A 26620-nucleotide genomic window follows, 5' to 3' on the forward strand; every position below is an offset into this window, starting at 1 on the left:
CTAGACATCGCCCCGGGTTCGTGCCGGATACACCCCGTACGTAACGGGATGTCACCCCGGCCTCCGGCGAGGTGCGGGGGCGTTCTAACCTGGCCGTCGAGTGCCGCTGCGGGCCGGCCGGCCCGCGCCCCCGATGCCCCGGAGTAGGAGACCAGTCTGTGGATCTGCGAGCTGCCCTGGCCGCACACCGCCTCGTCGCCATCGTGCGCGGAGACGACGCCGACGCCGCGCTGCGCACCGTGCTGACGCTGGCGGAGGAGGGCGTGGAACTCATCGAGGTGTCGTTGACCGGCAAGGACGCCCTCCAGGTCATAGAACGCGCCAGAGCGGCCCTCGGCCCCGACCGGCCCCTGGGCGCCGGGACGGTCCTCAGCGCGGACGACGCGGTGGCCGCCCACCGGGCCGGCGCCGACTTCGCGGTCACGCCGGGGCTGGGGGAGGGGGTCACGGCGGCCCGCGAACGGGGCATGCCCGTCCTGGCCGGTGTCATGACGCCCACCGACGTCATCACCGCGCGCGCCCTCGGCGCCACCGCGCTGAAGATCTTCCCGGCGGCCCAGGCGGGTGGACCCGCCTACGTGAAGGCGTTGCGCGGCCCCTTCCCGCACGAGACCCTCGTGCCCGTCGGCGGTGTCGACGAGGCGGCGGCCCGTGCCCATCTGGCGGCGGGTGCCACCGCGGTCGGGGTCGGCTCCCCGCTGATCGGCGACGCCGCGGACGGAGGCAGCCTCGACGGCCTCCGCACCCGTGCCCGCGCCTTCCGCGCCGCCGTACGGGAGCTGCGGCCGTGACCGGCGCGCGGCCCGCGCCTGAGGAGCACGACGACACCCCCGTACGCGGGCCCGTGGAGGGCGCGGCCGGTCCGGCCGGGGGGCACTGGCGGCCGCCGCGGGGACCGGTGGTGTGTGTGGGGGAGACCATGGCGGCCATGGCCCCGGCCCCGCCGGACTCGCTGGACGACACCGAGTCCCTGCGCCTGTCGGTGGCGGGCGCCGAGTCGAACGTGGCCGTGTACCTCGCGGACCTGGGCCTGCCCGTCTCCTGGGTCTCGGCGCTCGGCGACGACGCGCTCGGCCGGCGGGTTCGGGCGGCCGTCGCGCGGGCGGGCGTGGACGTCTCCGGCGTACGCACCGACCCGGCACGGCCGACCGGCCTGCTCCTGAAGGAGCCGGGCGCCGCCGGGACCCGCGTGCACTACTACCGCCGGGGTTCGGCGGCTTCGGCGCTCGGCCCCGACGTCCTGGACGACGAACGGTTCGGCGGGGCCGCCCTCCTCCACCTGACCGGGGTGACCCCGGCGCTGTCCCCGTCCTGCCGGGCCCTGGTGGAACGGGCCCTGCGCACTCCGCCGGCGCGGCGCACCCACGCCGTCAGCTTCGACGTCAACCACCGCCCCGCGCTGTGGCCGCCGGACACGGCCGCCGCGGTGCTCCGGGACCTGGCCGACCGCGCCGACATCGCCTTCGTCGGCCTGGACGAGGCCCAGGACCTGTGGGGCGCCGGCCTGACCGCGACGGACGTCCGCCGGCTGCTGAGCGGCCCGCGCGTCCTCGTCGTCAAGGACGGCGGGCGGAGCGCCACCGCGTTCACCGGGCAGGGCGCGTGCACCGTGCCCGCGCTGGCCACCGAGGTCGTGGAGCCGGTGGGCGCGGGCGACGCGTTCGCCGCCGGATTCCTCGCCGGACTGTGGCGCGGAACGGACCTCACCCGGGCCCTGCGCCTGGGTCACATCACCGCGGCGTCCGCGCTGAAGGTCGTGGGGGACCACGGACCCCTGCCCGACGAGGACACCGTCGGGGCCATGCTGTCCCTCACCGAGCAGGACTGGTGCCGGGCACCGGTGTCGTAGGGCGTCAGCACCCCCTGCTGGTGGCTCCGTCGACGACGAAACCGATCCCGATGCCGAGCATCCAGGTGTCCTTCGCCAGGGCCGTCCCGTCCTGCGTCGGGCGCAGGCTGCCCTCCTCGCGCATGCCCGGGGTGCGCAGGTACAGACCCACCAGCCCGGCCGAGAAGGCGGTCAGACCGATGCCCGCGACAGCCGTCGGCACGACCGGCAGGAGCAGCGCCGCACCGAGCGTGATCTCACCGGCGGAAAGCAGGCGCAGGAAGGTCGCGGGCCGCAGTCTGCCGAGGAACGGATAGGTGTTCTTCGCCATCCCGTGCATCATGGCGGCAGTCTGCTCATCGGCCCCCCGCTTGGCCAGGCCGGAATTGAGAATGAAGGCCCCGGTGGCGAGTCGCGGGGCGACGTGCCTGAGCTCGATGGGCAGACGCATGGGAACTCCTAGCGGCGATTCCTCGACGACACGCCCAGGCTAGGACGGGCGCCCGACCCGCGCAGTGCGGGCGTCCGAGGCCTGCGCCGACCGGGTCACGGCGCCCCCGCCGCGTACGCCCGGGCCAGTACGGCCGGATACTCCCGCCGCGGGACGCCCCGACGGCCGCCGACCGGCAGCGTGGGTGGCGTGAAACTCGGCCGCCCCGCACGCAGGGCCTCCCTGGTCGTCCATGTCGTCGCCTCCGCCGCCTGGCTCGGGCTCACCCTCGGGCTGCTCGCGCTCGGCGTCACCGCGGCCACCGCCGCCTCACCGGTGGCGGTGGACGCCGCCGTCCGCTGCATGAAGCTGTTCGCCGACTGGCTGCTGCTCCCCCTCGCCCTGCTCACCCTGGTGAGCGGACTGGTGCTGGCCCTGGGCACGCCGTGGGGCCTCGCCCGGTACCGGTGGGTGTACACCAAGTTCTGGCTGACCCTGGGCACGACCGTCGCCACGTTCTTCGCCCTGCGGCCCGGGGCGAACGCCGCGGCCGCGGCCGTGGCCGCCGGCCGTCCGCTGCCCGACGCGGGGGACGTGCTCTTCGGGCCGGTGGTCTCCCTGTCCGCCTACGTGTTCATGACGGTCCTCTCGCTCCTCAAGCCCTGGGGACTCACCCGCCGCGGTCGCCGGCCGCGCGAGCGGCCCTCGGCTGCGCCGCCCCCGGGCGGTTCGTAGCATGAGGCCATGAACGGCACAGTCCCGGAGGTCATGCGGGCGGCGTACATCGACGCCGTCGGACCGGCCGACGCCATCCGGTACGGAGAACTCGCCGTGCCGCCGGTGGGCCCCACGGACGTGCTCGTGCGGGTGGCGGCCGTCGCCGCCGACCCCGTGGACACCTTCGTACGGTCCGGTGCGTACGCCACACCGCTGCCGCTGCCCTTCGTCGTCGGCCGTGACCTGGTGGGCGAGGTCGCGGTGGCCGGCCCCGGCGCCGCGGGCCTCGCCGTCGGGCAGCGGGTGTGGTGCAACAGCCTCGGGCACGCGGGCCGGCAGGGTTCCTTCGCCCAGTACGCGACGGTCGCCGCCGAACGCCTCTACCCGGCGCCGGCCGGCATCGACGCGGAGCACCTGGTGGCGGCCGCCCACCCGGCGGCCTCCGCCTGGCTCGCGCTGTTCCGGCACGGCCGGCTGCGGGCGGGGGAGACCGTGTACGTCGGGGGCGGCGCGGGGAACGTGGGCGGCGCCGCCGTCGCCCTGGCCTCCCGGGCCGGGGCCCGCGTGGTCGCCACGGCGCGGGCGGAGGACGCGGCGGCGGTCCGTGAGCTGGGCGCCGCCGAGGTCCTCGACCACCACGCGCCCGACCTCGGCGCCCGCGTGCGCGGGGCCGCCCCCGACGGCTACGACGTGCACCTGGACACGTCCGGGCACGGGGTGCTCGCCGAGGCCGTGGACTCGCTGGCGCGGGGCGGGCGGCTGGTCGCGATGGTGGGACTGGGCGCCGGTCCGGCCGCACTGTCCGTGGGCGGGCTCTACACGAAGGACGCGAGCATCGTCGGGTTCGCCATCAGCAACGCCACGGCCGCCGACCTCGCCGAGGCGGCGCGGGGCGTCGTGGGCGTCCTCACGGACACCCCGTGGCGCCCGCGCATCGCCGACCGGCTGCCGCTGTCGATGACGGCCGAGGCCCACCGCAGGCTGGAGGCCGGCGAGGTGCGGGGGCGTCTGGTCCTCAGGCCCTCTTGACCTCTTGATCGTCTTTCCGGCCGGCCCCGTGCGGTCCATGATGGGCATGTCGGAGGAAACCCGACACCGAAAAACCGGAACCCGAAACCCGTGACAAGAGCGTGGGGGTCCAGGAATGGGAATGCGCCGTGAAGACCTGCCGGCACCGGAGTCGGGACTGCTGCTCACCCACTTCCTCACCGTGGCCGACGTGCCGCGCTCGCGTGCCTTCTACTCCGAGGTGCTCGGCGGCGAGGTCGTGCTCGCGGAGAACCCGTGCATCGTCAAGCTCGCGAACAGCTGGATCATCATGAACCCGGGCGGGGGACCGACGCCGGACAAACCCGACGTCACCCTGCGCCCGCCGGACGACCCCGGGACGGCCACGAGCTTCCTCAACATCCGGGTGGCCGACATCGAGCGCTGCCACCGTGAGTGGAGCGCGCTCGGCGCCGAGTTCCTCACCCCGCCGATCGACCGGAAGGCCGAGCTGCGGTGCTACCTGCGCGACCCCGACGGGTACCTGATCGAGGTCGGCCAGGCCACCGGGCTGCTGGAGGGCATCCTCGCCGATCCGCCCGCGGGCCGGGGCTGACCCCTCCGGCCGGCAGGGCTGCTCAGGGCTGCGGACGGACGGTCAGCATCTGCTGGGCGTGACCCACGGGGCCGTCCAGGTCGTGCAGCACGGTGCTGGTGACGCCCTGACCGGTGGGCCCGAAGACGACGGTGGTGTCCAGGCCGGTCCAGCGCCCCCGCGGCGCGCGGTGCAGGTGCAGGGTCAGATCGACGTTCGGGAACATCCACTCCCGCGGCGACTGCCGCACCGCGATGCCGTTGGCCGTGTCGACCAGCGTGACGTAGGAGGCCAGCGGGCTCGCGCTCTCCCCGGCGACCAGGTCGAGGCCGGTGGAGACCCAGGCGGTGGTGCGACCGGGCCGCGGCGGGGCCAGCGGGCGTACGTCCAGGGAGGCGATGTATCCGCCGGGCCACTCGGTGTCCATCGGCCAGCGGGCCAGCGTGTCCGGCGACGCGAGCCGGTCGGCACCGCCGCCGGCGACGGCGCTCGTGTCCCCGTCGGCCAGCAGCCACACCCTGGCCCGTGCCACCGACCGGTCCGCCGTCACCACGGTCGCCTCGACCAGCTCGATGGTGCGTCCCGGCCGGACGGTCTCCACCCGTATCTCGCACTCGTCGAGCGCCGGGCGGCCCAGGATGTCGAAGCTGATCCGGCTCAGTGACATGCCCGCACCGGCACGACCCGCCAGATGGCGGTCCACGGCGTGGACGATCAGACCCCCGAGCGGACTGAAGTGCTGCTCGTCCGGGCTCCACGCGCCGCCCGCGTGCGGGGTGGGCTTGTAGCGGTGCTCGTCGATCCGCTCGTAGTAGCTGTCCGGGGTCGCTGTGCTGGTGTTCAACGGGCTGCTCCTGAAACGACGGCGGGGCCGCGACCAGGATAGTTCGGCCGCGAATCACCGCCCCCGCCGAGTGGGACGACCCCGGCTGGGAACCCAGGTGGCCTGGATGCCGAAGGCGGGGGCGCGCAGGCGAAGGAGTACCACGATGGCGAAGAACCGCGACGACCGCGAGCGCCTGAAGAAGGGCGACAAGGTCACCTGGAGCAGCCACGGCTCCCGCACCGAGGGGGAGGTGGAGAAGAAGATCACCAAGCGCACCGAGGCGGCCGGCCGCACCGTGGACGCCTCCGCCGACGATCCGCAGTACCAGGTCCGCAGCGACAGGTCGGGCCGGTCGGCGGTGCACAAGCCGTCCGCGCTGAAGAAGAAGTGAGGGACCATGGACGGCAACGAGCAGGACCGGACCCGGGACGACTTCCACGAACTGGTGAACATGACACCGGCCGGACTGGACCGGTGGCTCGACACCGACGAGTCGCGCGACGCCGGGCACCACCAGGACGGCGGCGAGTCCGTCGGACACGCCTCCGGACGCCGGATCGTCGAGATCCTGCACAAGAACAAGGGCGACCTCTCCGACGACGACTACGAGCACATGCGCAAGGTCGTCGGCTACGTCCGCCGCCACCTGGCCCAGCGCCCGTCGGGCGACGTCGAGGACACCCGGTGGCGGTACTCGCTCATGAACTGGGGCCACGACCCCCTGGCCCACCATGGATGACGACCCGCACCGGCGCCCCGAGGGGGTCAGCGACGAGACCGTCGAGGCCCTCGGTTCCCTGTCCAAGGCCCTGGAGACGACCGAGTGCGCCCGCGGCCACCTGTTCGCCTTCCACCAGCACACCGGCTCGGCGGACTTCGAACTCGACCGCGCCGTCGAGCTGCTGCGCGCCGCGGGGCACCCGGAGCTGGCGGAGCGGGTGCGCACCGAGATACTGGGCCGCAACGTCATCCCCGGCCACTGGACGTTCCAGATCGTCGACGCCTACGACCGGACGTACTACCAGCCGTTCCGGGACCTGGAGCGGGACGCGGTGGCGCGTCTCGCCGAGGGCCGCCGCCACCTGTACGAGGCGGAGCTGAAGGAGGTCCGCCGGACCCGGAACCACCCGGACCACACCTCCCGCCCGGACGGCCCCCGCGGCTGACGGTTCCCCCCGCCCCCGGCCCGGGGCTCAGTCGCGTCCGCGGGCCCGCCTGAAACGGTCCAGGCCCTCGGAGAGGTCGACGATCGGGTCGGGGTAGGCGTCGTACGCGGCACGCGCCGCCTTCGCCAGCCGCCAGGGCTCGTGCACGGAGCGGCCCGCGAGCCCGGCCAGCTCGGGCACCCAGCGCCGGACGTACGCCCCGTCGGGGTCGAACCGCCGCGCCTGCGTGGTCGGGTTGAGGACCCGGTGCGGCCGGGTGTCGGTACCGGTGCCCGCGGCCCACTGCCAGTTCAGCTGGTTGTTGGCCACGTCGCCGTCCACGAGCAGCTCCAGGAAGTGCCGGGCGCCGACCCGCCAGTCCACGTACAGCGTCTTGGTGAGGAAACTGGCGACCAGCAGCCGGCCCCGGTTGTGCATCCACCCCTCGTGCCGCAGCTGGCGCATCGCGGCGTCCACGACCGGGTAGCCCGTGCGCCCGTCCCGCCACGCGGCGGCGTCCGCCTCGGCGGCCGCGCCGGTGCGCCAGCGGTCGTGCCGGGTGCGGTAGTCGGCGGCCGACGCGTGCGGGCGGGCGGCCAGCACCTGGTGGTGGAAGTCCCGCCAGGCCAGCTGCCGCACGAACGCCTCGGCTCCGGGGCCGCCCGCACGCCGGGCCCGGTGGACCAGCTCGACGGGGGAGAGGGCACCCAGGTGCAGGTCGGGGGAGAGCCGGGAGGTGGCGTCGCCGGCCAGGTCGTCGTGGTGGTCCGCGTAATCGGCGATGCCGCCGCGCAGCCACGCCGTCAGGCGCTTCCTGGCGTCCCGTTCCCCACCGGTCGGCAGCCCCGGGGACAGCCCCGTCAGGTCCCCGCGGGCGGGCAGCGGCTCCGAGCCGACGCCGTCCGGGACCCGGACCCTGCGCGGGGCGGCCAGCGGCTCGCGGACGGCTCGCTCGCTCCAGCGCCGGAAGTACGGCGTGAAGACCGCGAAGTGGTCGGAGGAGGCCGGGGTGACGGATCCCGGGGCCAGCACGGTGGTCACGGCGTCGTGCACGTGCAGCCGGCAGCCCCGCGCCGACAGGGCGGACCGCAGGAGCTCCTCGCGCCGGTGCGCGTGCGCGCTGACGTCGGCCGCCAGGTGCACCTCGTCGGCCTCCGCCTCCCCGGCCACCGCGCACACCTCCTCGACCAGGTCGCCGGAGCGGACGACCAGCCGCCCGCCCCGGTCCCGCAGCCCCGAGTCCAGGTCCCGCAGACAGTCGGCGAGGAGGGCGAGCCGGTTGGGCGCGGCGAATCCGGCCGCGTCCACGGCCCGGTCGCGGACGAACAGCGGCACCACGGCATCGGAGCGGTCCAGGGCCGCACGCAGCGGCGGATGGTCGTGCAGCCGCAGATCGCGGGTGAACAGGACGACCGACGTGGCCATGGCGCTCCTCGCAGGGGATGTCGGGCGGGCGACGGTACCGGACCGGCGGCCCCCCGGCGCGGGGACGCGCTGACCACCGCCGCGCCCGGTCGGAGCGCCCGCCCCGCCTGGGCAAGCCGGGCCCGGTTCCCGCTGTCCGGCGTCACCGGAGCCCGTACCCGGCCCCGGTGCGGGTCGGACGGCCCGAAGGCGCAGGCCCACCCGGCTTGGTGCGGGGCCGTGGGACGGACCGGTCACAGGGGCGGCGGTGCCGGCGATGGGCCGGGGAGCCGCGTGGGCCGGGCTCCCGGCTGTTGGCCCTCGGCCCGGTGGGGCGTGTCGGGCATCGTCGGACCGGAGAGCGTTCGGTCACCCGGATCGGCTTCAGGGCATGGGGGAGGGCCGGAGAGCCATGGATCACCGGGCGGCTCGGGGCCGTGGGCACGGGCCCCCGGGCCCCCGGTGCGGGCCGGGGGCCCGGTCGGGCTCAGGATCCGGTGGCGTCGGGGCCCGGGCCCGGCGGTTCCGCTGCGCGGGCGGCTGCGCGGGCGATGTTGCGGGCCATGCCGCCGAAGACCACGGCGTGGAAGGGCGACACGCTCCACCAGTAGGCGTGGCCCGCCAGCCCGTGCGGATGGAACAGCGCCCGCTGGCGGTACCGCGTCCGCCCGGCGTCGTCGGTCTCGGCGTACATCTCCAGCCAGGCCAGCCCCGGCAGCCGCATCTCGGCGCGCAGCCGCAGCAGCCGCCCGGGGACGATCTCCTCCACCCGCCAGAAGTCCAGCGAGTCGCCGACCCGCAGTCGCGCGGCGTCCCGGCGTCCCCGGCGCAGGCCCACCCCGCCCACCAGCCGGTCCAGCCAGCCCCGGACCGCCCAGGCCAGGGGGAAGGAGTACCAGCCGTGGTCGCCGCCGATGCCCTCGACGACCCGCCACAGCGCGTCCGGCGGCGCGTCGACGCCCAGCGCGCGGTCGTCGGTGTAGAGGCTGCCGCCGGCCCAGTCGGGGTCGGTGGGCAGCGGGTCGCTGGGCGCCCCCGGTACGGACGCGGACGACCAGCGGGTGGTGACCCGGGCCTCGCGCACCCGTTGCAGGGCCAGCCGCAGCGCGTCGTCGAAGCCGAGGGGGTAGCCCGGGGGCGGCGGCACGTACCGCACGATGTCGTTCTCGCCGCACACGACCTCGTGCCGCAGCGACTCGGTGAGCGGGCGGGCGATGGCCGCCGGGACCGGTGTGACCAGCCCGACCCAGTGGCTGGACAGCCCGGGGGACAGCATCGGCACCGGCAGGATCAGCCGTCTGGGCAGCTCGGCGACGCGGGCGTAGCGCTCCATCATCTCCCGGTAGGTCAGGATGTCCGGGCCGCCGACGTCGAAGGTCCGGGACACCTCCCGAGGCATGGTCGCGCTGCCCACCAGGGCGCGCAGCACGTCCCGCACGGCGACCGGCTGGATGCGGGTGTGGACCCAGCTGGGCGTGACCATGACCGGCAGCCGTTCGGTGAGGTAGCGCAGCATCTCGAAGGACGCCGACCCGGAGCCGATGACGACCGCCGCGCGCAGCACGGTCGTGGGCACGCCGGAGGCCAGCAGGATGCGGCCGACCTCGGCCCGCGAGCGCAGGTGCGGCGACAGTTCGCCCTCCGGCACCCCGGCCGGGGTCAGGCCGCCCAGGTAGACGATGCGCCGCACGCCTGCCGCGGCGGCGCGCTCGGCGAAGGTGCGCGCCGCCCGCCGGTCGGTCGCCTCGAAGTCGTCGCCACTACCCAGCGCGTGCACCAGGTAGTAGGCCACATCGACGCCCTCCATCGCCCGCGCCACCGAGTCGGCGTCGGTCACGTCGCCCCGCACCACCTCGGCCTTGCCGGCCCACGGATGGTCGCGCAACCTGTCCGGGGAGCGGGCCAGGCACCGCACCCGGTGTCCGGCGTCGAGCAGTTCGGGCACGAGACGCCCCCCGACGTATCCGGTCGCGCCGGTGACCAGGCAGCGCAGGCCCGCCCCGGCACCCCCGCCGCTCGTGCTGCCGGGTCCTTCGGCTGTCTGGCTCATGGGGCTCCGTCGCTCGCGGGACAGTCGTCACCGTGACCCCTTCCCCCGAACGGGACGGGGCTGACGCGTCCGGGCCAAGGTCGACCCTTCTATACGCTGATCACGTGGCGACAGCGAACCAGCGCGGACAGCACGCGCACGAGCGGGGGGCCGGATCCGGCCCCGAGGCGAGCGACCTGCACGTCCTCGCCGTCCAGCTGCGGCGGATGAACGGCGAGATCAACCGCGTCGTGCACGGTTTCGCCGGTGCCCACACGCTGCACGCCACCGACATCCAGGCCCTCGCGGCGATCCTGGACGCGCCCGAACCCATGACGCCCGGACGGCTGCGTCGGCACCTGGGGCTGACCTCGGGCGCGGTGACGGCGTGCGTGGACCGGCTGGAGCGCGCCGGACACGTGCGCCGGGTCCGGGAGAGCGCCGACCGCCGGGTCGTCCACCTGCACTACGTGCCCGAGGCCCGTGAGGCGGCCCGCCGGTACTTCCGTCCGCTGGCCGACGCCGCCGTCGCCGCCCGCGCACACTTCGACGACGGCGAACTGGCCGTCGTGGCCCGCTTCCTGGCGGCGTTGAACGAGGAGCTGAGCCACGTGGCGTCGGACGACCGCTGAGCCGGCCGCCGCATCCGTGGACGGCGGCGTGTCGAGACGTCCGGCGCTCCGACGGCACCCCAAAATAACTCGATGATTGAGATTGTTTATGATCGAGCTGCATTTGGTGCCAGCGCCCCCCGAGATTTGGAGACCCGACACCGATGTCCACCCCCTCGCGACCGTCCCGAAGCCCCCGACGCGCCCGATGGCTCGTCCCGGTGCTCCTCCTCCTGGTCTGGCTCGTCGTCGGCGGAGCGCTCGGCCCCTACGCCGGCAAGCTCGGCGAGGTCGCCACCAACGACCAGGCCTCCTTCCTGCCCCGTAGCGCGGAGTCCACGCGGGTCGTCGACGCGCAGCAGGCCTTCCAGCAGGACGAGACGCTCCCCGTGATCGTCGTCTGGACCGCCGACGGCGACGGCGACGCCGCGGTCACCGCGCACCAGCAGGCCGCCACCCGCTCGGTCGCGGGCCTCGAAGGCGACCCGGGAATCGTCGGACCCGCGAGCCCCGCGCTGCCCTCGGACGACGGCCGGGCGCTCCAGGCCGTCGTCCAGGTCGAGCCGGACCTCGGCGAACGGCTCCCGGACGTGCTGGCGGACATCGGTGACGCCGCCGGGCAGGTCCCCGGCACCCGGGCGCAGCTCGCCGGGCCCGCGGCCTCCCAGGCCGACCTCTCCGACGCCTTCGCGGGCATCGACGGACTGCTGCTCGCCGTCGCGCTGATCACGGTCCTGGTGATCCTGCTGCTCGTCTACCGCAGCGTGCTGCTGCCGCTGGTCATCATCCTGAGCGCGGTCTTCGCGCTGGCCCTGTCCTGCGCCATCGTCTACGCCCTGGCCGACCGCGACGTCGTACGCGTCGACGGACAGGTCCAGGGCATCCTCTCCATCCTGGTCATCGGCGCCGCCACCGACTACGCGCTGCTGCTCACCGCCCGCTTCCGCGAGGAGCTCGCCCGCCATCCGGACCGCTTCGGCGCCGTGCGCGCCGCGCTGCGCGACTCCTGGGGCGCCGTCGTCGCCAGTGCGGCCACCGTCGCGCTCGGCCTGCTGGCCCTGCTGCTCAGCGACCTGACCAACAACCGCGCGCTCGGGCCCGTCGGTGCCATCGGCATCGTCTGCTCGGTGCTGAGCACGCTCACCTTCCTGCCCGCCGTCCTGGTCCTGCTCGGCCGGGCCGCCTACTGGCCCGCCAAGCCGGTGCGGACCGGCGACCCGGAGGCCGGACACCGGCTGTGGCACCGTGTCGCCGCGCTCGTGGACCGCGCTCCGCGCCGCATCTGGGCCCTCTCGCTGGCCGCGCTGCTCGCCTGCGCCGCCTTCGCGCCGACCCTCAGCTCCAAGGGCGTCCCGCTCGACGAGATCTTCGTGAACGACACGCCCTCGGTCGCCGCCCAGCAGACCCTCGCCGAGCACTTCCCCGGCGGTTCCGGCAACCCCGCCGTCGTCATCGCCGAGGCCGACCGCCTCGACCCGGTCCTCCGGGCCGCCCGCGACACCCGCGGCGTCGCCTCGGCCGCCCCGGTGACCGACTCCGGCCGCCCCGGCGCCGGTACGCCCCTGGTGGTCGACGGACGCGTACGCATCGACGCGACGCTCGAAGCGCCCGCCGACAGCGACGCCGCCAAGAGCACGGTGGTCCGGCTGCGCGCCGCCGTCCACGAGGTCTCCGGGGCGGACGCCCTCGTCGGCGGCTACACCGCCCAGCAGTACGACACCCAGGAGACCGCGGCCGAGGACCGCACCCTCATCGTGCCGGTGGTCCTCGCCATCATCCTGGTCATCCTGATCCTGCTGCTGCGCTCCCTGCTGATGCCCGTCCTGCTGGTGGCGACGGTGGCGCTGAACTTCCTGGCCACCCTGGGCGTCTCGGCGCTCGTCTTCACCCATGTGTTCGGCTTCAGCGGCACGGACGCCTCGGTCCCGCTGTACGGCTTCGTCTTCCTGGTCGCGCTCGGCGTGGACTACAACATCTTCCTCATGTCCCGGGTGCGGGAGGAAGCGCTGCGCCACGGCGTGCGCGAGGGCATCCTGCGCGGGCTCACCGCCACCGGCGGCGTGATCACCTCGGCGGGGGTCGTCCTCGCCGCGACCTTCGCGGCACTCGGGGTGATCCCGCTGGCCTTCCTGCTGCAGATCGCCTTCATCGTGGCCTTCGGCGTCCTGCTGGACACGCTGGTGGTGCGCTCCCTGCTGGTCCCGGCGCTCGCCCGCGACATCGGCGCCGTCGCCTGGTGGCCCGGACGGCTCGGACACCGGACCCGGGCGGGACGGGACTGAGCCGCCCCGCCCGGGCCGTCACGCCTGCGGACGCCGCTCCGACGGGCGGACGGTGCCGAGGAAGCGCCGTACGTCGATCTCGATGACGACCCGCTCCGGGTTCGCCCGGGGCTGCCGGTAGCGGGCCGCGTAGCGGGTCTCCGCGTCGCGGACCGCCCCGGTGTCGTCGCGCACACGGGCCACGCCCTCCAGCGTGGACCAGCGCCGGCCGTCCACCTGGCCCACGGCGACGACCGCCCCGGCGGCCCGCCGCACGTTGCGCGCCTTCGCGGTGTCCCGGCTCGTGATCACCCGCGCCGTGCGGGTGGCGTGGTCGTACGTCACCCCGACCGGGACCAGGTGCGGCGTGCCGTCGGCCCGCCGCGTCGACAGGAAGCACACCCGGCGCTCCTGCCAGAACCGGACGAACTCGTCGTCCGCGTCGTGCTGTTCCCCGGTGTCCATCCGCTCTCCTCGGCCGTGCCACGTGTGTCCCGTGTGCACCAGCATCGCCCGGCGGGCCGCCCCGCCGCTCGGCGGGGTGCGTGCGGCGGGGCGGCCTGCCGGTTCGCCGACCCGCAGGTTCTCCGGCGCGCGCCGACCCGCAGGTTCTCCGGCGCGCCGGAGAGCGGCGTCAGGCGGCGTCGCGGTCGGACGCCCGGCCCGCGCCGGTCCTGCGGTCCGCGCCGCTCCCGCCGCCCGGGAGCAGACGCAGATGCCGGCGCCGGGCGTGCCGGGGCGGGTCCGGATCACCGAACAGCCGGTCCTCCAGATACGTCATGGTGAACAACAGCAGACCCAGTGTGGGCAGCAGCAGGACGGCAACGGTGACCACGCCCGGGACCCCTTCCACCGAGGGACGACGCCGGGCGGGTGCCCCGACGGGCGCCGGTGAAAGCCGTCATGTTCGCGCGGCGGTTGGGTAGGCGGCTCCGACGACGGACAAGACGCCCCCGAGGAACGGAGCAGCCGAGCCGATGTCGCACACCTCCCCGCCCGCCGAACCGGCCACGAACCCGCAACTGGCGGGCTCGTGGTCGGACTGGGTCGGCGAGCACACCACGGCACTGATCGGGATACCGCTGCGCATCGCGCTCATCGTCGTGATTCTGCTCGTGCTGCGCGCGGTGGCCAAGCGGGCCATCACCCGGGTCGTCCAGCGGGTCCTGGAACCGTCGGCGGGCGAGAGCGAACGCAGCCGCCCCCGCAGGCCGTCCCGCGGCGCCGCCGTCCTGCACCGCGACCGGTCCCGGGCGAGGCAACGCCGGGAACAGCGGGCCCGCACCATCGGCTCGGTGCTCAGCAGCGCCGTCACCATCGTGCTGTTCATGGTCGGCGTGGCCATGGTGCTCGACCAGGTCGGCATCGCCCTCGGCCCGCTGCTGGCCAGCGCCGGAGTGGTCGGCCTGGCCATCGGTTTCGGCGCCCAGAGCCTGGTCGCGGACTACCTGTCCGGGCTGCTCATCATGGTCGAGGACCAGTACGGCGTGGGCGACTCGGTCGACCTCGGCGAGGCCGTCGGCGAGGTGGAGCACGTCGGCCTGCGCCTCACCCACGTCCGCGACCTCAACGGCGGCCTGTGGCACATCCGCAACGGCGAGATCCTGCGCGTCCGCAACGACAGCCAGGAGTGGGCCCGCGCCGTCCTGGACGTCGCCGTGTCCCACGACGCGAACCTCGACACCGTCTACCGCGTCCTGGAGGACACCGGCCGCGCGCTGCGCGAGGAGCCGGACTTCGCGGACGTCCTGCTGGAGGACCCGGCGGTGTGGGGCGTGCAGTCCCTGGACGCCGACGGCATGCTGGTGCGCCTCGCCGTCAAGACGGTGCCGCTCCAGCAGTGGGGCGTCACCCGCGAACTGCGCCGCCGGGTCAAGGAGGCGCTCGACGACGCGGGCGTCGAGATCCCCTTCCCGCGGCATGCGGTGTGGGTGCGCACCGACGCCGCCGAGGGCGGGCGGGAGGCGCTCACGGGCTGACGGGGACGCCCGTGGGCGCCGGATTTGCCGATCCGGCAAACATCTTTGGCGCCTCCTGACCGGCCGGGGCAGCCTGCACACGGGACGCGCGTTCTCGCGCCCCGCCGAGCAGACGACCGCGCCCGCCCCAGGAGGCACCATGACCGACATCCCCGCGCCGGCTCCCGCCGCGGAGTTCTGGGAAGCCCGCTACCGCGACACCGGCCGCGTGTGGAGCGGCCGCCCCAACGAGTTGCTGGTCCAGGAGGCGGGTGGACTCGCCCCCGGCACCGCGCTCGACCTCGGCTGCGGCGAGGGGGCGGACGCCGTGTGGCTGGCCTCGCGCGGCTGGCGGGTCACCGGCGTGGACATCTCCGCCACCGCACTCGAACGCGCCGCCGGGCACGCCGACGGGGCCGGGGTGGGCGACCGCGTGCTCTGGGAGCGCCACGAGCTGGGACCCTCCTTCCCCGAGGGCTCCTTCGACCTGGTGAGCGCCCACTACCTGCAATCCCCGGTCGCGCTCGACCAGCAGGCGGTGCTGCGCGCCGCCGCACGGGCCGTGGCGCCGGGCGGCGCCCTGCTGGTCGTCATGCACGCCGGCTGGCCCTCCTGGCAGACCGAACCGCCCTTCGACGCCGCCTTCCCCACCCTGGACGGCGTCCTTGCCGAACTCGCCCTGCCCGAGGGGGAGTGGAGTGTCGAGACCCGGCGGACCGCCCGTCGGCCGAGCGTCGCGCCCGACGGCACCGAAGGCTTCCGTGAGGACCACGTGTGGCGGCTGAAGCGCGCGGTTTCGTTGAATGAGTGACCTCCTGAGAATTTTGTGAAGAGAGGCATGTTCTGGGACTTATCGGACACCCTTGGATGTGAAGGCCATTTGGCTACCAGAGGGAGATGGTGAAATGCCTTCCAAGGACAAGGTGCTCGAGGAAGTCACCCGCACCGAGAACATCGACATCGACGCGGCACTCGACCCCGCCGAGCCCGACGGAGTCTTCCGCGACAGCCGCGAGTGCGCCGCACTCGCCCTGCAGTCCGGAGGCACCAGCCTCCTGCTCTCGCCCCCGACCCCGCGCCCGAAGAAGGGTTGACGGACCGACGGGAGAGTGACATGGAGCAGTCGAGCACATCGGCCCTCCTGCAGGGAACGGTGCTTGACCTCGCTTCCGACGTGGTCTCCGCTCTTCGGAGCGGAGACCACGTGCGAGCGGGGAACAGCACCCTGACGGCAGGCGGCACCGGCGAGGGCGTCGCCCGCGCGGCGGTACGCGTCCTGGGCGCCGACATCCTGCTGCCCAGCGTTCTGCTGCGCGTTCCGCCCGATCCCGGACAACTCGCCGTGTTCAAGGACGCCGTGGCGGCCCATCCGCCGCGCGCCGACGCGGCGCCCACCGTCGTGTGGAGCCACTGGGCCATGGCCCGCGCCCTGCGCCGGACCGGACCGCCCGTGGACGTCCCGCTCACCGACGAGCCGGGCGGTGAACCCGACGCCCGCTGGCTCGAGGACGCCGGCTGGCAGTTCCTGACCCACCAGCTCGCCGTCCTGGCACCGCTCGCGCTGCCCGGCGAGGAGTGCGCCGTGACCCGTGTGGCACGCGGCCGTCCCGTGGACGTGGCCCGCGGCTTCGTGCGGGCGGTGCGCCGCCGCGACTGGCAGCAGGCCGCCGGTGCCGGGCGCTGGCTCACCCTCCTGGACGGGGTGCCCGACACCCTGGGCCTGGAGGCCGGACTGGACTTCGTACGCCTCATGGGCGGCTCGGACCCGCGGGTGGCCCTGCAACTGGAGGCGGCCCGGCTGATGCCGGCCGGGGTCCTGCTGTGAGCGTCCGCGACGTCGAGGCGGCCGCACTGGACTGGGTGTGGACCCACCGCGACCGCTTCGCGCTCGGTGACGACGCGCTGGCGGCCGACGGCCAGGTCAACCGCACCTGGAAGCCCCTGGGGGAGCTGACCCAGGTCTGCGCCTCCGTCTCCCGGTGCACCCCGCCCGGGGACCCGCTGCACACCCGCGTGTCCGAACTGCTGGACTTCGCCTGGCAGCAGACCCACCGGGGCGAACTCTTCCCGCTCATGCAGTCGCTGGAGCCCTTCGCCACCTATCCGCTGGAGGTCTACGCGGCCTTCGCCTCGGCCGGGCTGAGGCACCCCGGCTACGAGGCGTCCGCGGCGGTGCTGACCCGCACCCGCGGCTGGCGGCTCACCGAGCAGTACCCCACCCGCCGCCTCGGCGTGCTGGAGGCCGAGCGGCGCAGCGGCATCGACCCGCACGGGGACGTGCCGCAGGCATTGGACCGCACCTGGCTGGGCGGCCTGCCGGAACCGTGGACCTTCGAACGCGCGGCCGGTTACGCGCTCACCCACGTCGTCTTCCACCTGACCGACTGGGGGCGCGCGCCCGGGGGAGTGCCGGCCCGGCTGGCGGGCTACCTGCTGCACTGGCTGCCGCCCTGGCTCGACACCTGCCTGGACGCCCGGATGTGGGACCTGAGTTGCGAGTTGCTCGCCGTCGCGGCGAGTCTGCCGCGCCCGCCGGAAGGGGCGGTCCTGGAGGACGCCTGGCAGCGGGTCGCCGCCGCCCAGGCCGGGTCCGGCGCGATCCCCGAGGAGGGAGCCGCCCAGGATGCCGCCGGAGCGGACCCGGGGCCGGACCCCTACGACTTCACCGACTGCTACCACTCCACCCTGATGGCCGCCTTCGCGGCGGCACTCACCACGGCGGCCACGGCACCCCCGCCGAAGATGCGGCACGCGGCCCAACACGCCGGACAAGGAGCGCCGGGATGACGGACACCCGCCTGATCCACCGCGTCGGAGCCGATGCCCTGGAGTGGCTGTGGGCCCACCGCGACGGATTCCGCCTGGAGCCGGACGTGGACCCCGAGATCGGCTTCCTCGAACGCTTCAAGCCGATCGGCGAACTCGCCCTGATCTGCACGGTGCTCTTCCGCGAGGGCGTGGCGGGTTCCCGGCAGGCCCAGCTCGCGCGCCAACTGCTCGACCACACCTGGCGCGAGACCCTGGACGGCGGCCGCATGCTGGTGCGCGCCCAGCGCGTCGAACCCTTCTCGCCGGTCCCCTTCGAGGTCTACCTGCCGTTCAAGGAGCTGGGCCACAGCCAGCCCGAGATCGAACACGCCACGGTCCTCAACCACCGGCTGGACAGCTGGGCGCGCCTCCCGGTGACCCCGACCCGGCGCCTGGGCCTGTCCGCCTTCCAGCGCCGCTTCGGCCTGACCGCGCGACCGCCCGAGGCCGACCTGGTCCCCAGCACATGGCTGGCCGGCACCCCCGAGCCGTGGACGGTCGAGGGCCACACCGCCTACGACATCACCCACACCGTCTTCCACCTCACCGACTGGGGCGAGAACCCGGGCGGTCTGCCGCCCGGCGTGGCCGACTACCTCGCCACCTGGCTCCCGGTGTGGATCGACGACTGGCTGGACCTGCAACGCTGGGACCTGCTCGGCGAACTCCTCGTCGTGGACGCCTGCCTGCCCCGGCCCGCCCTGGACGAGGCGGCCTGGCGGGGCTTCGCCGCCGCGCAGCAGCCCGACGGCGCCATGCCCGCCGTACGCACGATGCCCGAGGGCGATCCCGACACGGTGTTCGACGTGGTGTACCACCCGACGCTGGTCGCCGCCTTCGCCTCCCTGCTGGCCACCTCCCGCGCCCTCGCCGAGCTGGCGCACACCGCGTCGTGACGGGCCCTCGCACGCCCTGGCCGGGGGTCCCCGCCACCGAGGAGGCCGCCCCGCCGCAGCAGGCACCGGGCGACGAGAGGGCGCTGCGCGAGCGGCTGACCGAGGCCGTGCACGCCTGTGACGCGCCCGACGTCGTCCTCGCCGTCTCGAGGCGCGGCCGCCGCACCCTGTGCGCGGGCGGCACCGCCCCGCCGCCCGCCGTACCCCGCGAGGACCTGCGCTACGAGATCGGGTCGGCGTCCAAGACGTTCGCCGCGCTGCTGCTGACGCGCCTGATCCGGCGCGGCGTGGTCACCGGCGCGGAGCCGGCCGCAGGCTGTCTGGACCCCGGCAGGACGCCCGGCCCGCACCCCGTGACGCTCGCCCACCTGATCACCCACACCTCGGGACTGCCCGCCCTGCCGGCCGGCTTCCTGCGCCGGGGGCTGCCCGCCTGGCACACCAACCCCTACGCCCGCTACCCGGCCGAGCGGCTGACCGACGCCTTTCTGCGCCACGAGCCCAAGCACCGCCCCGGTACCCGCTGGCACTACTCCAACTACGGCGTCTCCGTGCTCGGCCACGCCCTCGCCGCCACCACCGGCACCGCCTGGGAGGACCTGATCACCGGACAGGTGCTGCGCGCCCTCGGCCTCAGCGGCACCGCCCTGCGGGCGGAAGGCCCCGAGACCGACGCCGTGGGCCACCGCAAGGACGGCCGCACCCCCGTGCCGCCCTTCGACGCGGGCGGCTTCCAGGCCGCCGGAGCCGTCCGGTCCACCCCCAACGACCTGCTCACCTTCCTCGAGGCGCACCTGGACCCGGACCGCTCACCGGCCGCCGGCGCGCTGCGAGCGGTGCGGGTGCCGGTGCTCCGACGGGGGCTGGGACACCGGCACGTGCACACGGTGGGGTGGTTCCGGCACCCCACGGACGGCGGGCCGATGTACTTCCACAGCGGTGCCACCCTGGGCCAGCAGGCGTTCCTGGGCTTCCGGCCCGACACGGACACGGCCCTGGCCGCCGTGTGCACCCGCAGATTCCGCGCCCGGGACCCGTTCATCGCCACCGGCTACGCGCTCCTCGCCGAGGGATAGCCCGCCGGGACACGGGCCGGCGCGGGCCGCTTCGGGCGGACCCGCGCCGGACGACTGTCCGTCAGACCCGCTGCCACAGGGCCGGGACGCTCGCCGGTGACCCGACGCCCTGGGCCTGATGGCTCTGCAGGCAGCGGTAGCGCACGCCGTCGTAGGAGACGGTGGTGCCGACCTCGTAGACCCGGCCCGCGGTCCACGCGTCCGCCGCCGCGTTGTCCTGCGGCGCGGGCGTCTGAGTCGCGGCGGAGGTGGTCTTCAGAGTGAGGCCGAAGTCGCTGAGCAGCGGATTGACCGGCTGGTAGAAGGTGGTCCCGCCGTTGGTGCAGTCGCCGGAGCCGCCGGACGTGGTGCCCTGCGCCTGGACGCCCGACACGAAGGGGCCGCCGGAGTCGCCGGGTTCGGCGCACACCGTGGTCTCGGTCAGCCCGTCGACGGTGCCCTCCGGGTAGGTGACACTCGTGTCGTGCTGCTGGATCGTGCCGCAGTGCCACCCCGTGGTCGAACCGGAACGGCACACCGAGGCACCCACGAGCGCCTCCACCGACCCGGCGAGCTGGATCTTCTCGCCGCCCTCGGCCTTCACGTCCGGCGTGGCGGTCCAGTCGGAGTTGACGCCCACCCAGGCCATGTCCTTGCCGGGGAAGGTGGAGGCCTGGAAGGTGCCCTGGTCGGCCTCGTTGTACCCGGTGGTGGTGGCGCCCGGGTCGCCGCAGTGCCCGGCCGTGGCGAAGCCCTCCTGGTCGTCCTTGGTGACGGAGAAGCCGATGGAGCAGCGGGCCTGGTCGTCGATGTAGTAGGCGTCGCCGCCGACCAGGTCCTCCAGCACCCGCGGCTGGTCCGGCGAGACGCGGACGCCCACGTCCGCGGCCGGCACACCGGCGGCCTCGACGAAGGCGGCCGCGGCCGACGCGCCGGTCGCCTGGACCGTGACCCGGTTGGTCTTCACGTCGACGTACCAGACCGGCGTCTGCCGGGTCCGGGTGCGGACGGCGGCGGCGTCCAGCTTCTCCTTGACCGCGCGCAGTTCGGCGAGGTTCCGGCCCACGACGGCCGCCTTGGCTCCCTGCGCCTCGATGGCCGCGGTGTCCGCCGCGTCGGTGGTGGCGACGGTCAGCTCGGCGGAGGTCGCCCCGCTCACCCAGGCACCGGCGAAGCGGTCGCCCAGCGTGTTGCGCAGCATGCCCGCGCGGGTGCCCGCCTCCGCCTCGTTGACCAGCCGGGCCGCGGCCTGTCCGGGCGCCAGCCTCAGGTCGCGCTCCATCGCGCTCAGCATGCGCGCCGGCGCGGTGGCGGCGTCGGGCGTGCGGGCCACGGCGGGCCGCGGTCCGGGGACGGGCGGCGGCGCCGCCGAGGCGGCCGAGGGGAGTGCGGTCAGAACCAGGGCGCCGAGCGCGGTGAGGGCTGCGCGGCGGCTGCGCGCGGCGTGTCTGCCGACCATGCGATGTGCCTCCTTCGGGCGCTGTGCGAGACAGCGGGGGTTCGGTGGGCGACCGTGGATCACGGTGCGCCTGCGGCGAAGTCACAGGCCTTGCCGCAAAGATCCGCGGCGAAGCCCGACCCCGGACTGTTTCGCGCGATGGGGGACGCCGGGGGTGCCATGTGCAGTACGCGGACGCCCTCCCGGCGCGGCGGGCCCGGATCAGGCGGGCTTCAGGCCCGGCTCGCCCGCCTCGGTGACGAAGGACGCGGCCGTGGTCACCGCGGCGCCGGGCGTGCTGATGGCGGAGACCGTCTTGAAGTCGAGGCGGGTGGCCTGCCGGCCGAGTTCGGCCCGGACGTAGCCGCGCTTGCCGTTGTAGAACTTCATGTGCGGGTTGGCCTGCATGAACAGGTCCCAGTTGGCGGGCTTCTCCACGCCGTCCCGGCCGCTGGCCACCGAGGTGCAGGTGACCTCGGTGCCGACCGTGGCGGACGCCGGGTCGTCGAAGTCCTCCTTGACGTCGAGGGCGTAGCCCACGTGCACGTCGCCGGTGAGGATCAGCCAGTTGTCGACCCCGGCGGCCTTCGCGCCGGCGACCACCCTTCCGCGCGAGGCCCGGTAGCCGTCCCAGGCGTCCATGGAGAGCGCGGCGTCGGCGGTCACGTCGAACTTGCGCTGGGAGAAGCACACCTGCTGGGGCATCACGTTCCACAGCGCGGTCGAGCCCTTCCAGCCGTCGAGCAGCCACTGTTCCTGCTCGGCGCCGGTGATGGTGCGCGCCGGATCGTCCGACTCGGCGCCGGGGGCGTGCGGCCGGTCGTCGTAGGCCTGGTCGGAGCGGTACTGGCGGGTGTCCAGGATGTCGAACTGGGCGAGCGTGCCCCAGTGCAGCCGGCGGTACAGCCGGGCGTCGGGACCCTGCGGCAGCTGGGCGGCGCGCAGCGGCTGGTTCTCCCAGTACGCGCGGTACGCGGCGGCCCGGCGCAGCAGGAACTCGGACGGCGGGATGTCGTTCTCCGGGGTGCTGCCCGCGTAGTTGTTCTCGGTCTCGTGATCGTCCCAGGCGACGACGAACGGATGCCGGGCGTGCGCGGCCCGCAGGTCCTCGTCGGTCTTGTAGAGCGAGTAGCGCAGCCGGTAGTCGGCGAGGGTCATCGTCTCGCGGTTGAAGACGTCGGGCAGGGTGACGTCGGTGTACCGGCGCTCCCCGCCCTCGGAGTTCACCGCGTACTCGTACAGGTAGTCGCCGAGGTGGAACACCACGTCCACGTCGTCCTGGGCGACGTGGCGGAGCACGGTGTAGTAGCCGTCCATGTAGGCCTGGCAGGCGACCGCCGCGAGCTTCAGCGACGAGGTGGCGCTGCCCGCCGCCGGAGCGGTGCGGGTGCGGCCCGCCGGGCTGAGCCAGGCACCGGCGCGGAAGCGGTAGTAGTAGACGGTCCCGGGCGTCAGGCCCTTCACGTCGACGTGGACGCTGTGGTTGTACTCGGCGTGGGCGTCGGCGGTCCCCCGGAACAGGACACCCGCGAAGTACTCGTCCAAGGCCACCTCCCACTCGACGGTGACCCGATCCGTGCCCATCCCGCCGTCCTCCAGGAACGGCTCGGGGGCCAGCCTGGTCCACAGCAGCACCGAGTCCGGCAGCGGGTCGCCGGAGGCGACACCGAGGGTGAAGGGATCCTTGCTGATCCGGGCGGTGCGTTCGGGCGCGGCGACCGCGCCGCGGGCCGGGAGGTTGGTGGAGAAGGCGAGCGCGGCGGCGGCCGCGGTCACGGTGAGGAAGCGCCTTCGGCCGAGGTGCCGGGCGGCGGCGCCCAGCACGGCGTCGTGGGGGGAGAAGGCGTGCTCGGCCAGTGCGCTGGGTCGGCCCGTGGGCGCCATCTGGTGTCCTCTCGTACAGCGGGGCGATGCGCGGACCCCGCATGTTAAGCAGACAAAACGCCCTGAACGGGCAGGGCTTGCGGAGTGATCACACAGGAGGAGGTACGCGCGTGTGGGCGCGGTCCCTCCGGGGCACCCGGGAGCCATGGCCAGGACCCGGCGCTACGAGGTGGCGGCCTCGGGCCGCTGGTGGGACGAGGACGACCGCCGCTGGCTGCCGGCCGGCGAGGTGCACGCCCGGGAGCCGGGCAGGAACGAGACCGTGTGCGGCCTGTCCCTCCACCGCTCGCGGCTCTCCCGGTTCCCGGCGGTCGCCTGGACCGACGTGCTGCCCGAGTCCGGGGGCGCCGCCGACGCCGTCCGCCGGGTCTGCCCGCGCTGCGCCGCGGCGGCCGGCCGCCGGGGCGCGGACTCGCGGCCCGCCTGGCGGCGGGTCGACCCGCGCCCGTAGGGGCCGGACGAACCGTCCGGCCCCCGGGCCACGGGATCGGCCGTCTACGACGGCAGCGGTGAGCGGCTCACCCGGATCTTGGACTGGCCGTGCGGCCGCTTCTCCCAGTCCTCCATGAACCGCGCGTGCAGGTTGTGCTGGGCGGCCAGGGTGAGCAGCGTGTCCGTGCGGTAGTAGAAGTCCTCGCGGAGCACCTGGTGCTCGGTGCCCTCCGTCCGGTCGAAGGTGAAGTCGAAGAACCCGGTGTCCGTCAGGACGCGCCCGACGTGCGCCAGGCACTCGTCGATGACGTTCAGCGGCGAGTGGGAGAAGACGCTGTGCGCGTGGACGACGTCGAAGTGGTCGTCGGGCAGGAACTCCAGCCGCAGGTCCCCGGTGATGGTCAGGTGGGGCAGCTTGGCCTGGAGTCCGCGCTCGGTCAGGGTCTTCTTGGCGGCGATCAGGATGTCCGGCGAGATGTCGACGCCGTAGTAGTGGCCGCTGTCGAGGTGGTCGATGAACCGCCACCCGCCGCGCAGGTTGCCGCAGCCGATGTCGAGCATCCGGTGCCCGGGGCGCAGTCCGTGCTCGACCAGGTAGTCGAACTGCATCTGCCCGAGCGCCAGCCAGCGGTCGTGCGTCCGGCTGCCGACCGCGGCCTCGGGACTGCGCCGGGCGTCGGAGGCCATCACCGCCCGGTAGTAGCCGACGTGGTCGGGGTGCTTGACCCGCAGCCACGCGTCCCGGCCGGCCCGGCGGACGTAGGGGCCGACGCGCTCGGGGTGGCGCAGCGCGTACCCGACCTTGTGCGTGAGCGCGGCGCGGTTGCTGCGCAGCTTCTTCGGGGACTTGGCGTCCTTGGACATGGGGGGACGACCTCCGTACGAGGGACTCGGGCAGGGGGACTCGGGCAGGGGGACTCGGGCGGCGGACTCGGGCAGTGGGCGGTGCCGGCCGCGGTGTCAGACCCGGCGGCGCAGCAGGAGGACCGTGACGAGGACGAGGACGAGGGCGAGGCCGCCGAGCAGCGCCGTGTCGGTCCACTGGAAGCTCCAGTAGTCGCCGGCCGGATTGGCCTCGTAGTAGCGGGAGACATACCCGTGCCGCGTCATGCACTCCCGCAGTTCCCGCCCGGAGGGGGAGGCGCACTCCAGCGCGGAGTCCCGGCGGCCGGAACCGGTGATCAGGCCGTAGTGCCCGGTGGACCACTTGTCGCCCATCGGCTCCTTGGGCTGCCAGCCGTCGCTGACGTACCGGTGCGGCGGAACCAGCAGGCGGGCCCGGTGCGTCCACTGCACCGCCACCGCCACCACGCCGGTGACCAGCAGCGTCCAGGCCATCGCGGACAGCACCCGGCGCGTGAGCAGACCGGCGAGGGTGCCCACCGCCAGCCCGAACAGCGCGGCGGCGACCAGGGAGGGCCCGGAGCCGGTCAGCGCGGTGGCCTCGTACCAGAACAGGCCGTAGCTGCGGTTGGCCGCGGGCTCCCACCACCATCGGAACAGCAGGGCCAGCGCGCCGGACAGCATCACGGTGCCGAGCGCGGCCAGCGCGAACCGGGACGCGAACCACTGGGCCCGGCCGACGCCCTGGGTCAGGACCATCCGGTGGGTGCCCAGCTCCCGGTCGCGGCCCAGCAGCGGCGCGCCCCAGAACATGCCGACCAGGGCGGGCAGCGCGATGTTGAGCGCGCCGAGCAGCCGGAGCGGCTCGACGTCCAGGAACCGGGGCAGTCCGTCCGGCGCCCGGGTGCAGTACAGCGGCCCGGGGTCGCAGCCGTCGAACAGCCCGCTGCGCAGGTCGTCGACCATGCCGGCGCGGGAGTACGCGGCGAGCGCGGCGGCGGCCAGCAGGACCGCGGCGCCGCAGACGATCAGTGCCCGTTGCTGGCGCCAGGCCAGCCACAGCGTGCCCTTCACGCCGCCTCCCCGTTCTCGGCCGCGGCACCTTCCTGGAGGTGTCCGAGCAGGATCTCCTCCAGGCCGGGCCGCTCGACGTGCCAGTCGCCGCCGACCGGGCCCCGCGGGCGCACCAGGGCGGTCAGCTGTCGCCCGTGCGTACGGCGCCGCACCACGGTGTGCTCCCGCAGCGCCGGCTCCTCGTCGACGTGCCCCGTGAGCAGCGTGTGGCCCTCGCGGAGCGCGTCGGCGTCTTCGCTCAGCTCCACCCGGCCGGCCCGCAGCAGCAGCACCCAGTCGCAGGTCTGCTCCAGATCGGGCAGGACGTGCGAGGACATCACGATGCTGACCTCGCGCTCCGCCGCCTCGGCCATCAGCGTCGCCATGATCTCGGCGCGCACCACCGGGTCGAGGTCGGCGAGCGGTTCGTCCAGCAGGAGCAGGTCCGGCCGTTTGCCGAGGGCCAGGGCGAGCGCCACGCGGGTGCGCCGGCCCGGCGACAGCTCGCCCACCCTGGCCGTCGGGGCGATGTCGCCCTCGCGCACGACCCGCTCGGCGACCGACCGGTCCCACGAGGGGTTCAGCTTGCCACCCATGCGGAGGGTGTCGGCCACGGTGAAGCGCGGGTAGAGCGGCCTGTCCTGGGTCAGCAGGGCCACCCGGGTGCGGGCCGCGGCGGTGCCCGGCGCGGAGCCCAGCACCCGTATGCGCCCGTGCGTGGGGTTCAGCAGCCCGCCGGCCAGGTGCAGCAGCGTGCTCTTGCCGGCGCCGTTGCGGCCGACCAGGGCCGTGATGCGGCCGCGCGGCACCGTGAACCCGCAGTCCCGCAGCGCCCGGTCGCCGCGGGCCCGGTAGCGGAACCCGAGGTCCGTGGCGTGCAGCGCGGCGGGCTCGTCAGGCCCGGTCATGCGTCCTCCTGTTTCCGTCCCCGGTCGCCCGGGTCGTGCTCGTGTCGCTCGTCGTGCTCGTCGAGGGCCGCCGTGACCAGGGCGAGTACGTCGTCCCGCTCCAGCCCGGCCGCCAGGGCCCGTGCCACCCATCCGGCGACGTCCGCCCGCAGGGGCGAGTCGTCCTCCGCGCCGGGCCGCGCCAGCGACCGGGTCACGAAGGTGCCGAGCCCGCGCCGCGAGCGGACCAGGCCCGCCTGCTCCATGTCGCGGTACGCCCGGAACACGGTGTTGGGGTTGATGGCGGTGGCGGCGACGACCTCCTTGGCGGTCGGGAGTTTGTCCCCGACCCGCAGCACACCCATCCGGAGTGCCTGCTCGGTCTGCCGCACGATCTGCACATAGGCCGGGATGCCGCTCTGTCGATCGATCCGGTACTCGACCACGTCACCTTCCATGCTTTCATTAATTCATTAGTAGAAGCATGATCAGATCCCGTCCCGATGTCAAACGGCGCCCTCCTTGGACTCCAC

At 74.5% G+C, this 26620-nt stretch carries 30 protein-coding genes; 18 read left to right on the forward strand and 12 right to left on the reverse strand.

Annotated features, from left to right (window positions below; genetic code table 11):
• The first annotated feature begins 158 nt into the window (after window positions 1-158).
• A complete protein-coding gene (locus R2E43_RS34860; protein ID WP_265695384.1) occupies window positions 159-791 on the forward strand; it encodes a bifunctional 4-hydroxy-2-oxoglutarate aldolase/2-dehydro-3-deoxy-phosphogluconate aldolase in 633 nt (210 codons plus the stop codon).
• Window positions 788-1849 (forward strand): sugar kinase, encoded by a 1062-nt coding sequence (locus R2E43_RS34865; protein WP_319216717.1) that lies wholly within the window; start codon window positions 788-790, stop codon window positions 1847-1849. Before R2E43_RS34860 ends, R2E43_RS34865 begins: the two co-directional genes overlap by 4 nt.
• A gap of 4 nt (window positions 1850-1853) precedes the next feature.
• Here the strand turns inward: R2E43_RS34865 and R2E43_RS34870 are convergent, their stop codons facing one another.
• The gene (locus R2E43_RS34870; protein ID WP_003978009.1) at window positions 1854-2279 is read right to left on the reverse strand and encodes a hypothetical protein; all 426 of its coding nucleotides are present in this window, start codon (window positions 2277-2279) and stop codon (window positions 1854-1856) included.
• Window positions 2280-2468: 189 nt separating this feature from the next.
• Here R2E43_RS34870 and R2E43_RS34875 point away from each other — a divergent pair, with 189 nt between their 5' ends.
• From R2E43_RS34875 to R2E43_RS34885, 3 genes are all read left to right on the forward strand, one after another.
• On the forward strand, window positions 2469-2993 hold the full coding sequence (locus R2E43_RS34875; RefSeq protein WP_319216716.1) for a DUF2269 family protein: 525 nt from the start codon (window positions 2469-2471) through the stop codon (window positions 2991-2993).
• A 9-nt stretch (window positions 2994-3002) separates the two neighbouring features.
• Entirely contained in the window at window positions 3003-4004 is a 1002-nt protein-coding gene (locus tag R2E43_RS34880; protein WP_210983642.1) for a zinc-binding dehydrogenase, read from the forward strand.
• A 121-nt stretch (window positions 4005-4125) separates the two neighbouring features.
• On the forward strand, window positions 4126-4578 hold the full coding sequence (locus tag R2E43_RS34885) for a VOC family protein (protein WP_016325268.1): 453 nt from the start codon (window positions 4126-4128) through the stop codon (window positions 4576-4578).
• Between the two features lie 22 nt (window positions 4579-4600).
• On the opposite strand, the gene R2E43_RS34890 is transcribed toward R2E43_RS34885, so the two are convergent.
• On the reverse strand, window positions 4601-5401 hold the full coding sequence (locus R2E43_RS34890) for a thioesterase family protein (RefSeq protein ID WP_003978013.1): 801 nt from the start codon (window positions 5399-5401) through the stop codon (window positions 4601-4603).
• Between the two features lie 145 nt (window positions 5402-5546).
• Here R2E43_RS34890 and R2E43_RS34895 point away from each other — a divergent pair, with 145 nt between their 5' ends.
• From R2E43_RS34895 to R2E43_RS34905, 3 genes are read left to right on the forward strand one after another with little or no spacing between them, the layout of a single operon-like run.
• Complete coding sequence (locus tag R2E43_RS34895) at window positions 5547-5774, forward strand: hypervirulence associated TUDOR domain-containing protein (RefSeq protein WP_003978014.1); 228 nt, start codon at window positions 5547-5549, stop codon at window positions 5772-5774.
• Between the two features lie 6 nt (window positions 5775-5780).
• Window positions 5781-6122: a DUF3140 domain-containing protein gene (locus R2E43_RS34900; RefSeq protein ID WP_003978015.1), complete on the forward strand. Its 342-nt coding sequence runs from the start codon at window positions 5781-5783 to the stop codon at window positions 6120-6122.
• Window positions 6115-6549, forward strand: coding sequence for a hypothetical protein (locus tag R2E43_RS34905; RefSeq protein ID WP_011027385.1), 435 nt, complete (start codon window positions 6115-6117; stop codon window positions 6547-6549). The genes R2E43_RS34900 and R2E43_RS34905 overlap by 8 nt, the downstream gene beginning before the upstream one ends.
• A 27-nt stretch (window positions 6550-6576) precedes the next feature.
• On the opposite strand, the gene R2E43_RS34910 is transcribed toward R2E43_RS34905, so the two are convergent.
• On the reverse strand, window positions 6577-7953 hold the full coding sequence (locus R2E43_RS34910; RefSeq protein WP_193484514.1) for a cryptochrome/photolyase family protein: 1377 nt from the start codon (window positions 7951-7953) through the stop codon (window positions 6577-6579).
• Window positions 7954-8419: 466 nt separating this feature from the next.
• Window positions 8420-9982 carry an SDR family oxidoreductase gene (locus R2E43_RS34915; protein WP_319215474.1) on the reverse strand — a complete coding sequence of 521 codons (1563 nt, stop codon included), beginning with the start codon at window positions 9980-9982 and terminating at the stop codon, window positions 8420-8422.
• A gap of 104 nt (window positions 9983-10086) precedes the next feature.
• Between R2E43_RS34915 and R2E43_RS34920 the strand changes: the two genes are divergently transcribed.
• Window positions 10087-10593, forward strand: coding sequence for a MarR family winged helix-turn-helix transcriptional regulator (locus R2E43_RS34920; protein ID WP_003978019.1), 507 nt, complete (start codon window positions 10087-10089; stop codon window positions 10591-10593).
• A gap of 143 nt (window positions 10594-10736) precedes the next feature.
• Window positions 10737-12854 carry an MMPL family transporter gene (locus tag R2E43_RS34925; protein ID WP_193484510.1) on the forward strand — a complete coding sequence of 706 codons (2118 nt, stop codon included), beginning with the start codon at window positions 10737-10739 and terminating at the stop codon, window positions 12852-12854.
• An 18-nt stretch (window positions 12855-12872) separates the two neighbouring features.
• On the opposite strand, the gene R2E43_RS34930 is transcribed toward R2E43_RS34925, so the two are convergent.
• The gene (locus tag R2E43_RS34930; RefSeq protein ID WP_332056959.1) at window positions 12873-13298 is read right to left on the reverse strand and encodes a PPOX class F420-dependent oxidoreductase; all 426 of its coding nucleotides are present in this window, start codon (window positions 13296-13298) and stop codon (window positions 12873-12875) included.
• 169 nt (window positions 13299-13467) lie between these two features.
• Window positions 13468-13668 carry a hypothetical protein gene (locus R2E43_RS34935; RefSeq protein WP_193484505.1) on the reverse strand — a complete coding sequence of 67 codons (201 nt, stop codon included), beginning with the start codon at window positions 13666-13668 and terminating at the stop codon, window positions 13468-13470.
• A 142-nt stretch (window positions 13669-13810) separates the two neighbouring features.
• On the opposite strand from R2E43_RS34935, the gene R2E43_RS34940 reads away from it, so the two are divergent.
• The 7 genes from R2E43_RS34940 (at window position 13811) to R2E43_RS34970 (ending at window position 19571) form a co-directional block, all read left to right on the forward strand.
• Window positions 13811-14812: a mechanosensitive ion channel family protein gene (locus R2E43_RS34940; RefSeq protein WP_003978023.1), complete on the forward strand. Its 1002-nt coding sequence runs from the start codon at window positions 13811-13813 to the stop codon at window positions 14810-14812.
• Window positions 14813-14951: 139 nt separating this feature from the next.
• On the forward strand, window positions 14952-15602 hold the full coding sequence (locus R2E43_RS34945; protein WP_193484503.1) for a class I SAM-dependent methyltransferase: 651 nt from the start codon (window positions 14952-14954) through the stop codon (window positions 15600-15602).
• A gap of 94 nt (window positions 15603-15696) precedes the next feature.
• Window positions 15697-15885 carry a hypothetical protein gene (locus R2E43_RS34950; RefSeq protein ID WP_003978025.1) on the forward strand — a complete coding sequence of 63 codons (189 nt, stop codon included), beginning with the start codon at window positions 15697-15699 and terminating at the stop codon, window positions 15883-15885.
• A gap of 20 nt (window positions 15886-15905) precedes the next feature.
• Window positions 15906-16616 carry a hypothetical protein gene (locus tag R2E43_RS34955; protein ID WP_011027379.1) on the forward strand — a complete coding sequence of 237 codons (711 nt, stop codon included), beginning with the start codon at window positions 15906-15908 and terminating at the stop codon, window positions 16614-16616.
• Entirely contained in the window at window positions 16613-17578 is a 966-nt protein-coding gene (locus R2E43_RS34960; RefSeq protein ID WP_003978027.1) for a DUF6895 family protein, read from the forward strand. The genes R2E43_RS34955 and R2E43_RS34960 overlap by 4 nt, the downstream gene beginning before the upstream one ends.
• Window positions 17575-18495 (forward strand): DUF6895 family protein, encoded by a 921-nt coding sequence (locus R2E43_RS34965; protein WP_003978028.1) that lies wholly within the window; start codon window positions 17575-17577, stop codon window positions 18493-18495. The genes R2E43_RS34960 and R2E43_RS34965 overlap by 4 nt, the downstream gene beginning before the upstream one ends.
• A complete protein-coding gene (locus R2E43_RS34970) occupies window positions 18492-19571 on the forward strand; it encodes a serine hydrolase domain-containing protein (RefSeq protein WP_003978029.1) in 1080 nt (359 codons plus the stop codon). Before R2E43_RS34965 ends, R2E43_RS34970 begins: the two co-directional genes overlap by 4 nt.
• 61 nt (window positions 19572-19632) lie before the next feature.
• On the opposite strand, the gene R2E43_RS34975 is transcribed toward R2E43_RS34970, so the two are convergent.
• Together R2E43_RS34975 and R2E43_RS34980 are read right to left on the reverse strand one after the other, a co-directional pair.
• Window positions 19633-21009, reverse strand: coding sequence for an alpha-lytic protease prodomain-containing protein (locus R2E43_RS34975; RefSeq protein WP_011027377.1), 1377 nt, complete (start codon window positions 21007-21009; stop codon window positions 19633-19635).
• Between the two features lie 201 nt (window positions 21010-21210).
• A complete protein-coding gene (locus R2E43_RS34980) occupies window positions 21211-22872 on the reverse strand; it encodes an alkaline phosphatase D family protein (protein ID WP_003978031.1) in 1662 nt (553 codons plus the stop codon).
• Between the two features lie 145 nt (window positions 22873-23017).
• Between R2E43_RS34980 and R2E43_RS34985 the strand changes: the two genes are divergently transcribed.
• On the forward strand, window positions 23018-23323 hold the full coding sequence (locus R2E43_RS34985) for a hypothetical protein (protein ID WP_038535289.1): 306 nt from the start codon (window positions 23018-23020) through the stop codon (window positions 23321-23323).
• 44 nt (window positions 23324-23367) lie between these two features.
• Here R2E43_RS34985 and R2E43_RS34990 read toward each other — a convergent pair whose 3' ends face one another.
• From R2E43_RS34990 to R2E43_RS35005, 4 genes are all read right to left on the reverse strand, one after another.
• Window positions 23368-24168 carry a class I SAM-dependent methyltransferase gene (locus R2E43_RS34990; RefSeq protein ID WP_003978033.1) on the reverse strand — a complete coding sequence of 267 codons (801 nt, stop codon included), beginning with the start codon at window positions 24166-24168 and terminating at the stop codon, window positions 23368-23370.
• Between the two features lie 96 nt (window positions 24169-24264).
• Complete coding sequence (locus R2E43_RS34995; RefSeq protein WP_003978034.1) at window positions 24265-25221, reverse strand: transporter; 957 nt, start codon at window positions 25219-25221, stop codon at window positions 24265-24267.
• A complete protein-coding gene (locus R2E43_RS35000) occupies window positions 25218-26108 on the reverse strand; it encodes an ATP-binding cassette domain-containing protein (RefSeq protein ID WP_003978035.1) in 891 nt (296 codons plus the stop codon). Before R2E43_RS35000 ends, R2E43_RS34995 begins: the two co-directional genes overlap by 4 nt.
• On the reverse strand, window positions 26105-26545 hold the full coding sequence (locus tag R2E43_RS35005) for a GntR family transcriptional regulator (protein ID WP_003978036.1): 441 nt from the start codon (window positions 26543-26545) through the stop codon (window positions 26105-26107). Before R2E43_RS35005 ends, R2E43_RS35000 begins: the two co-directional genes overlap by 4 nt.
• Between the last annotated feature and the right edge of the window lie 75 nt (window positions 26546-26620).

This window comes from Streptomyces violaceoruber, assembly GCF_033406955.1.
Taxonomy (GTDB): domain Bacteria; phylum Actinomycetota; class Actinomycetes; order Streptomycetales; family Streptomycetaceae; genus Streptomyces; species Streptomyces violaceoruber.

Bases quoted from the DNA above. Each gene is read 5' to 3' on its own strand.
- R2E43_RS34870 (WP_003978009.1), bottom strand. From the start codon at position 2,279: ATGCGTCTGCCCATCGAGCTCAGGCACGTCGCCCCGCGACTCGCCACC.
- R2E43_RS34880 (WP_210983642.1), top strand. From the start codon at position 3,003: ATGAACGGCACAGTCCCGGAGGTCATGCGGGCGGCGTACATCGACGCC.
- R2E43_RS34885 (WP_016325268.1), top strand. From the start codon at position 4,126: ATGCGCCGTGAAGACCTGCCGGCACCGGAGTCGGGACTGCTGCTCACC.
- R2E43_RS34895 (WP_003978014.1), top strand. From the start codon at position 5,547: ATGGCGAAGAACCGCGACGACCGCGAGCGCCTGAAGAAGGGCGACAAG.
- R2E43_RS34900 (WP_003978015.1), top strand. From the start codon at position 5,781: ATGGACGGCAACGAGCAGGACCGGACCCGGGACGACTTCCACGAACTG.
- R2E43_RS34905 (WP_011027385.1), top strand. From the start codon at position 6,115: ATGGATGACGACCCGCACCGGCGCCCCGAGGGGGTCAGCGACGAGACC.
- R2E43_RS34910 (WP_193484514.1), bottom strand. From the start codon at position 7,953: ATGGCCACGTCGGTCGTCCTGTTCACCCGCGATCTGCGGCTGCACGAC.
- R2E43_RS34915 (WP_319215474.1), bottom strand. From the start codon at position 9,982: ATGAGCCAGACAGCCGAAGGACCCGGCAGCACGAGCGGCGGGGGTGCC.
- R2E43_RS34925 (WP_193484510.1), top strand. From the start codon at position 10,737: ATGTCCACCCCCTCGCGACCGTCCCGAAGCCCCCGACGCGCCCGATGG.
- R2E43_RS34930 (WP_332056959.1), bottom strand. From the start codon at position 13,298: ATGGACACCGGGGAACAGCACGACGCGGACGACGAGTTCGTCCGGTTC.
- R2E43_RS34940 (WP_003978023.1), top strand. From the start codon at position 13,811: ATGTCGCACACCTCCCCGCCCGCCGAACCGGCCACGAACCCGCAACTG.
- R2E43_RS34945 (WP_193484503.1), top strand. From the start codon at position 14,952: ATGACCGACATCCCCGCGCCGGCTCCCGCCGCGGAGTTCTGGGAAGCC.
- R2E43_RS34950 (WP_003978025.1), top strand. From the start codon at position 15,697: ATGCCTTCCAAGGACAAGGTGCTCGAGGAAGTCACCCGCACCGAGAAC.
- R2E43_RS34955 (WP_011027379.1), top strand. From the start codon at position 15,906: ATGGAGCAGTCGAGCACATCGGCCCTCCTGCAGGGAACGGTGCTTGAC.
- R2E43_RS34965 (WP_003978028.1), top strand. From the start codon at position 17,575: ATGACGGACACCCGCCTGATCCACCGCGTCGGAGCCGATGCCCTGGAG.
- R2E43_RS34975 (WP_011027377.1), bottom strand. From the start codon at position 21,009: ATGGTCGGCAGACACGCCGCGCGCAGCCGCCGCGCAGCCCTCACCGCG.
- R2E43_RS34980 (WP_003978031.1), bottom strand. From the start codon at position 22,872: ATGGCGCCCACGGGCCGACCCAGCGCACTGGCCGAGCACGCCTTCTCC.
- R2E43_RS34985 (WP_038535289.1), top strand. From the start codon at position 23,018: ATGGCCAGGACCCGGCGCTACGAGGTGGCGGCCTCGGGCCGCTGGTGG.
- R2E43_RS34990 (WP_003978033.1), bottom strand. From the start codon at position 24,168: ATGTCCAAGGACGCCAAGTCCCCGAAGAAGCTGCGCAGCAACCGCGCC.
- R2E43_RS35000 (WP_003978035.1), bottom strand. From the start codon at position 26,108: ATGACCGGGCCTGACGAGCCCGCCGCGCTGCACGCCACGGACCTCGGG.
- R2E43_RS35005 (WP_003978036.1), bottom strand. From the start codon at position 26,545: ATGGAAGGTGACGTGGTCGAGTACCGGATCGATCGACAGAGCGGCATC.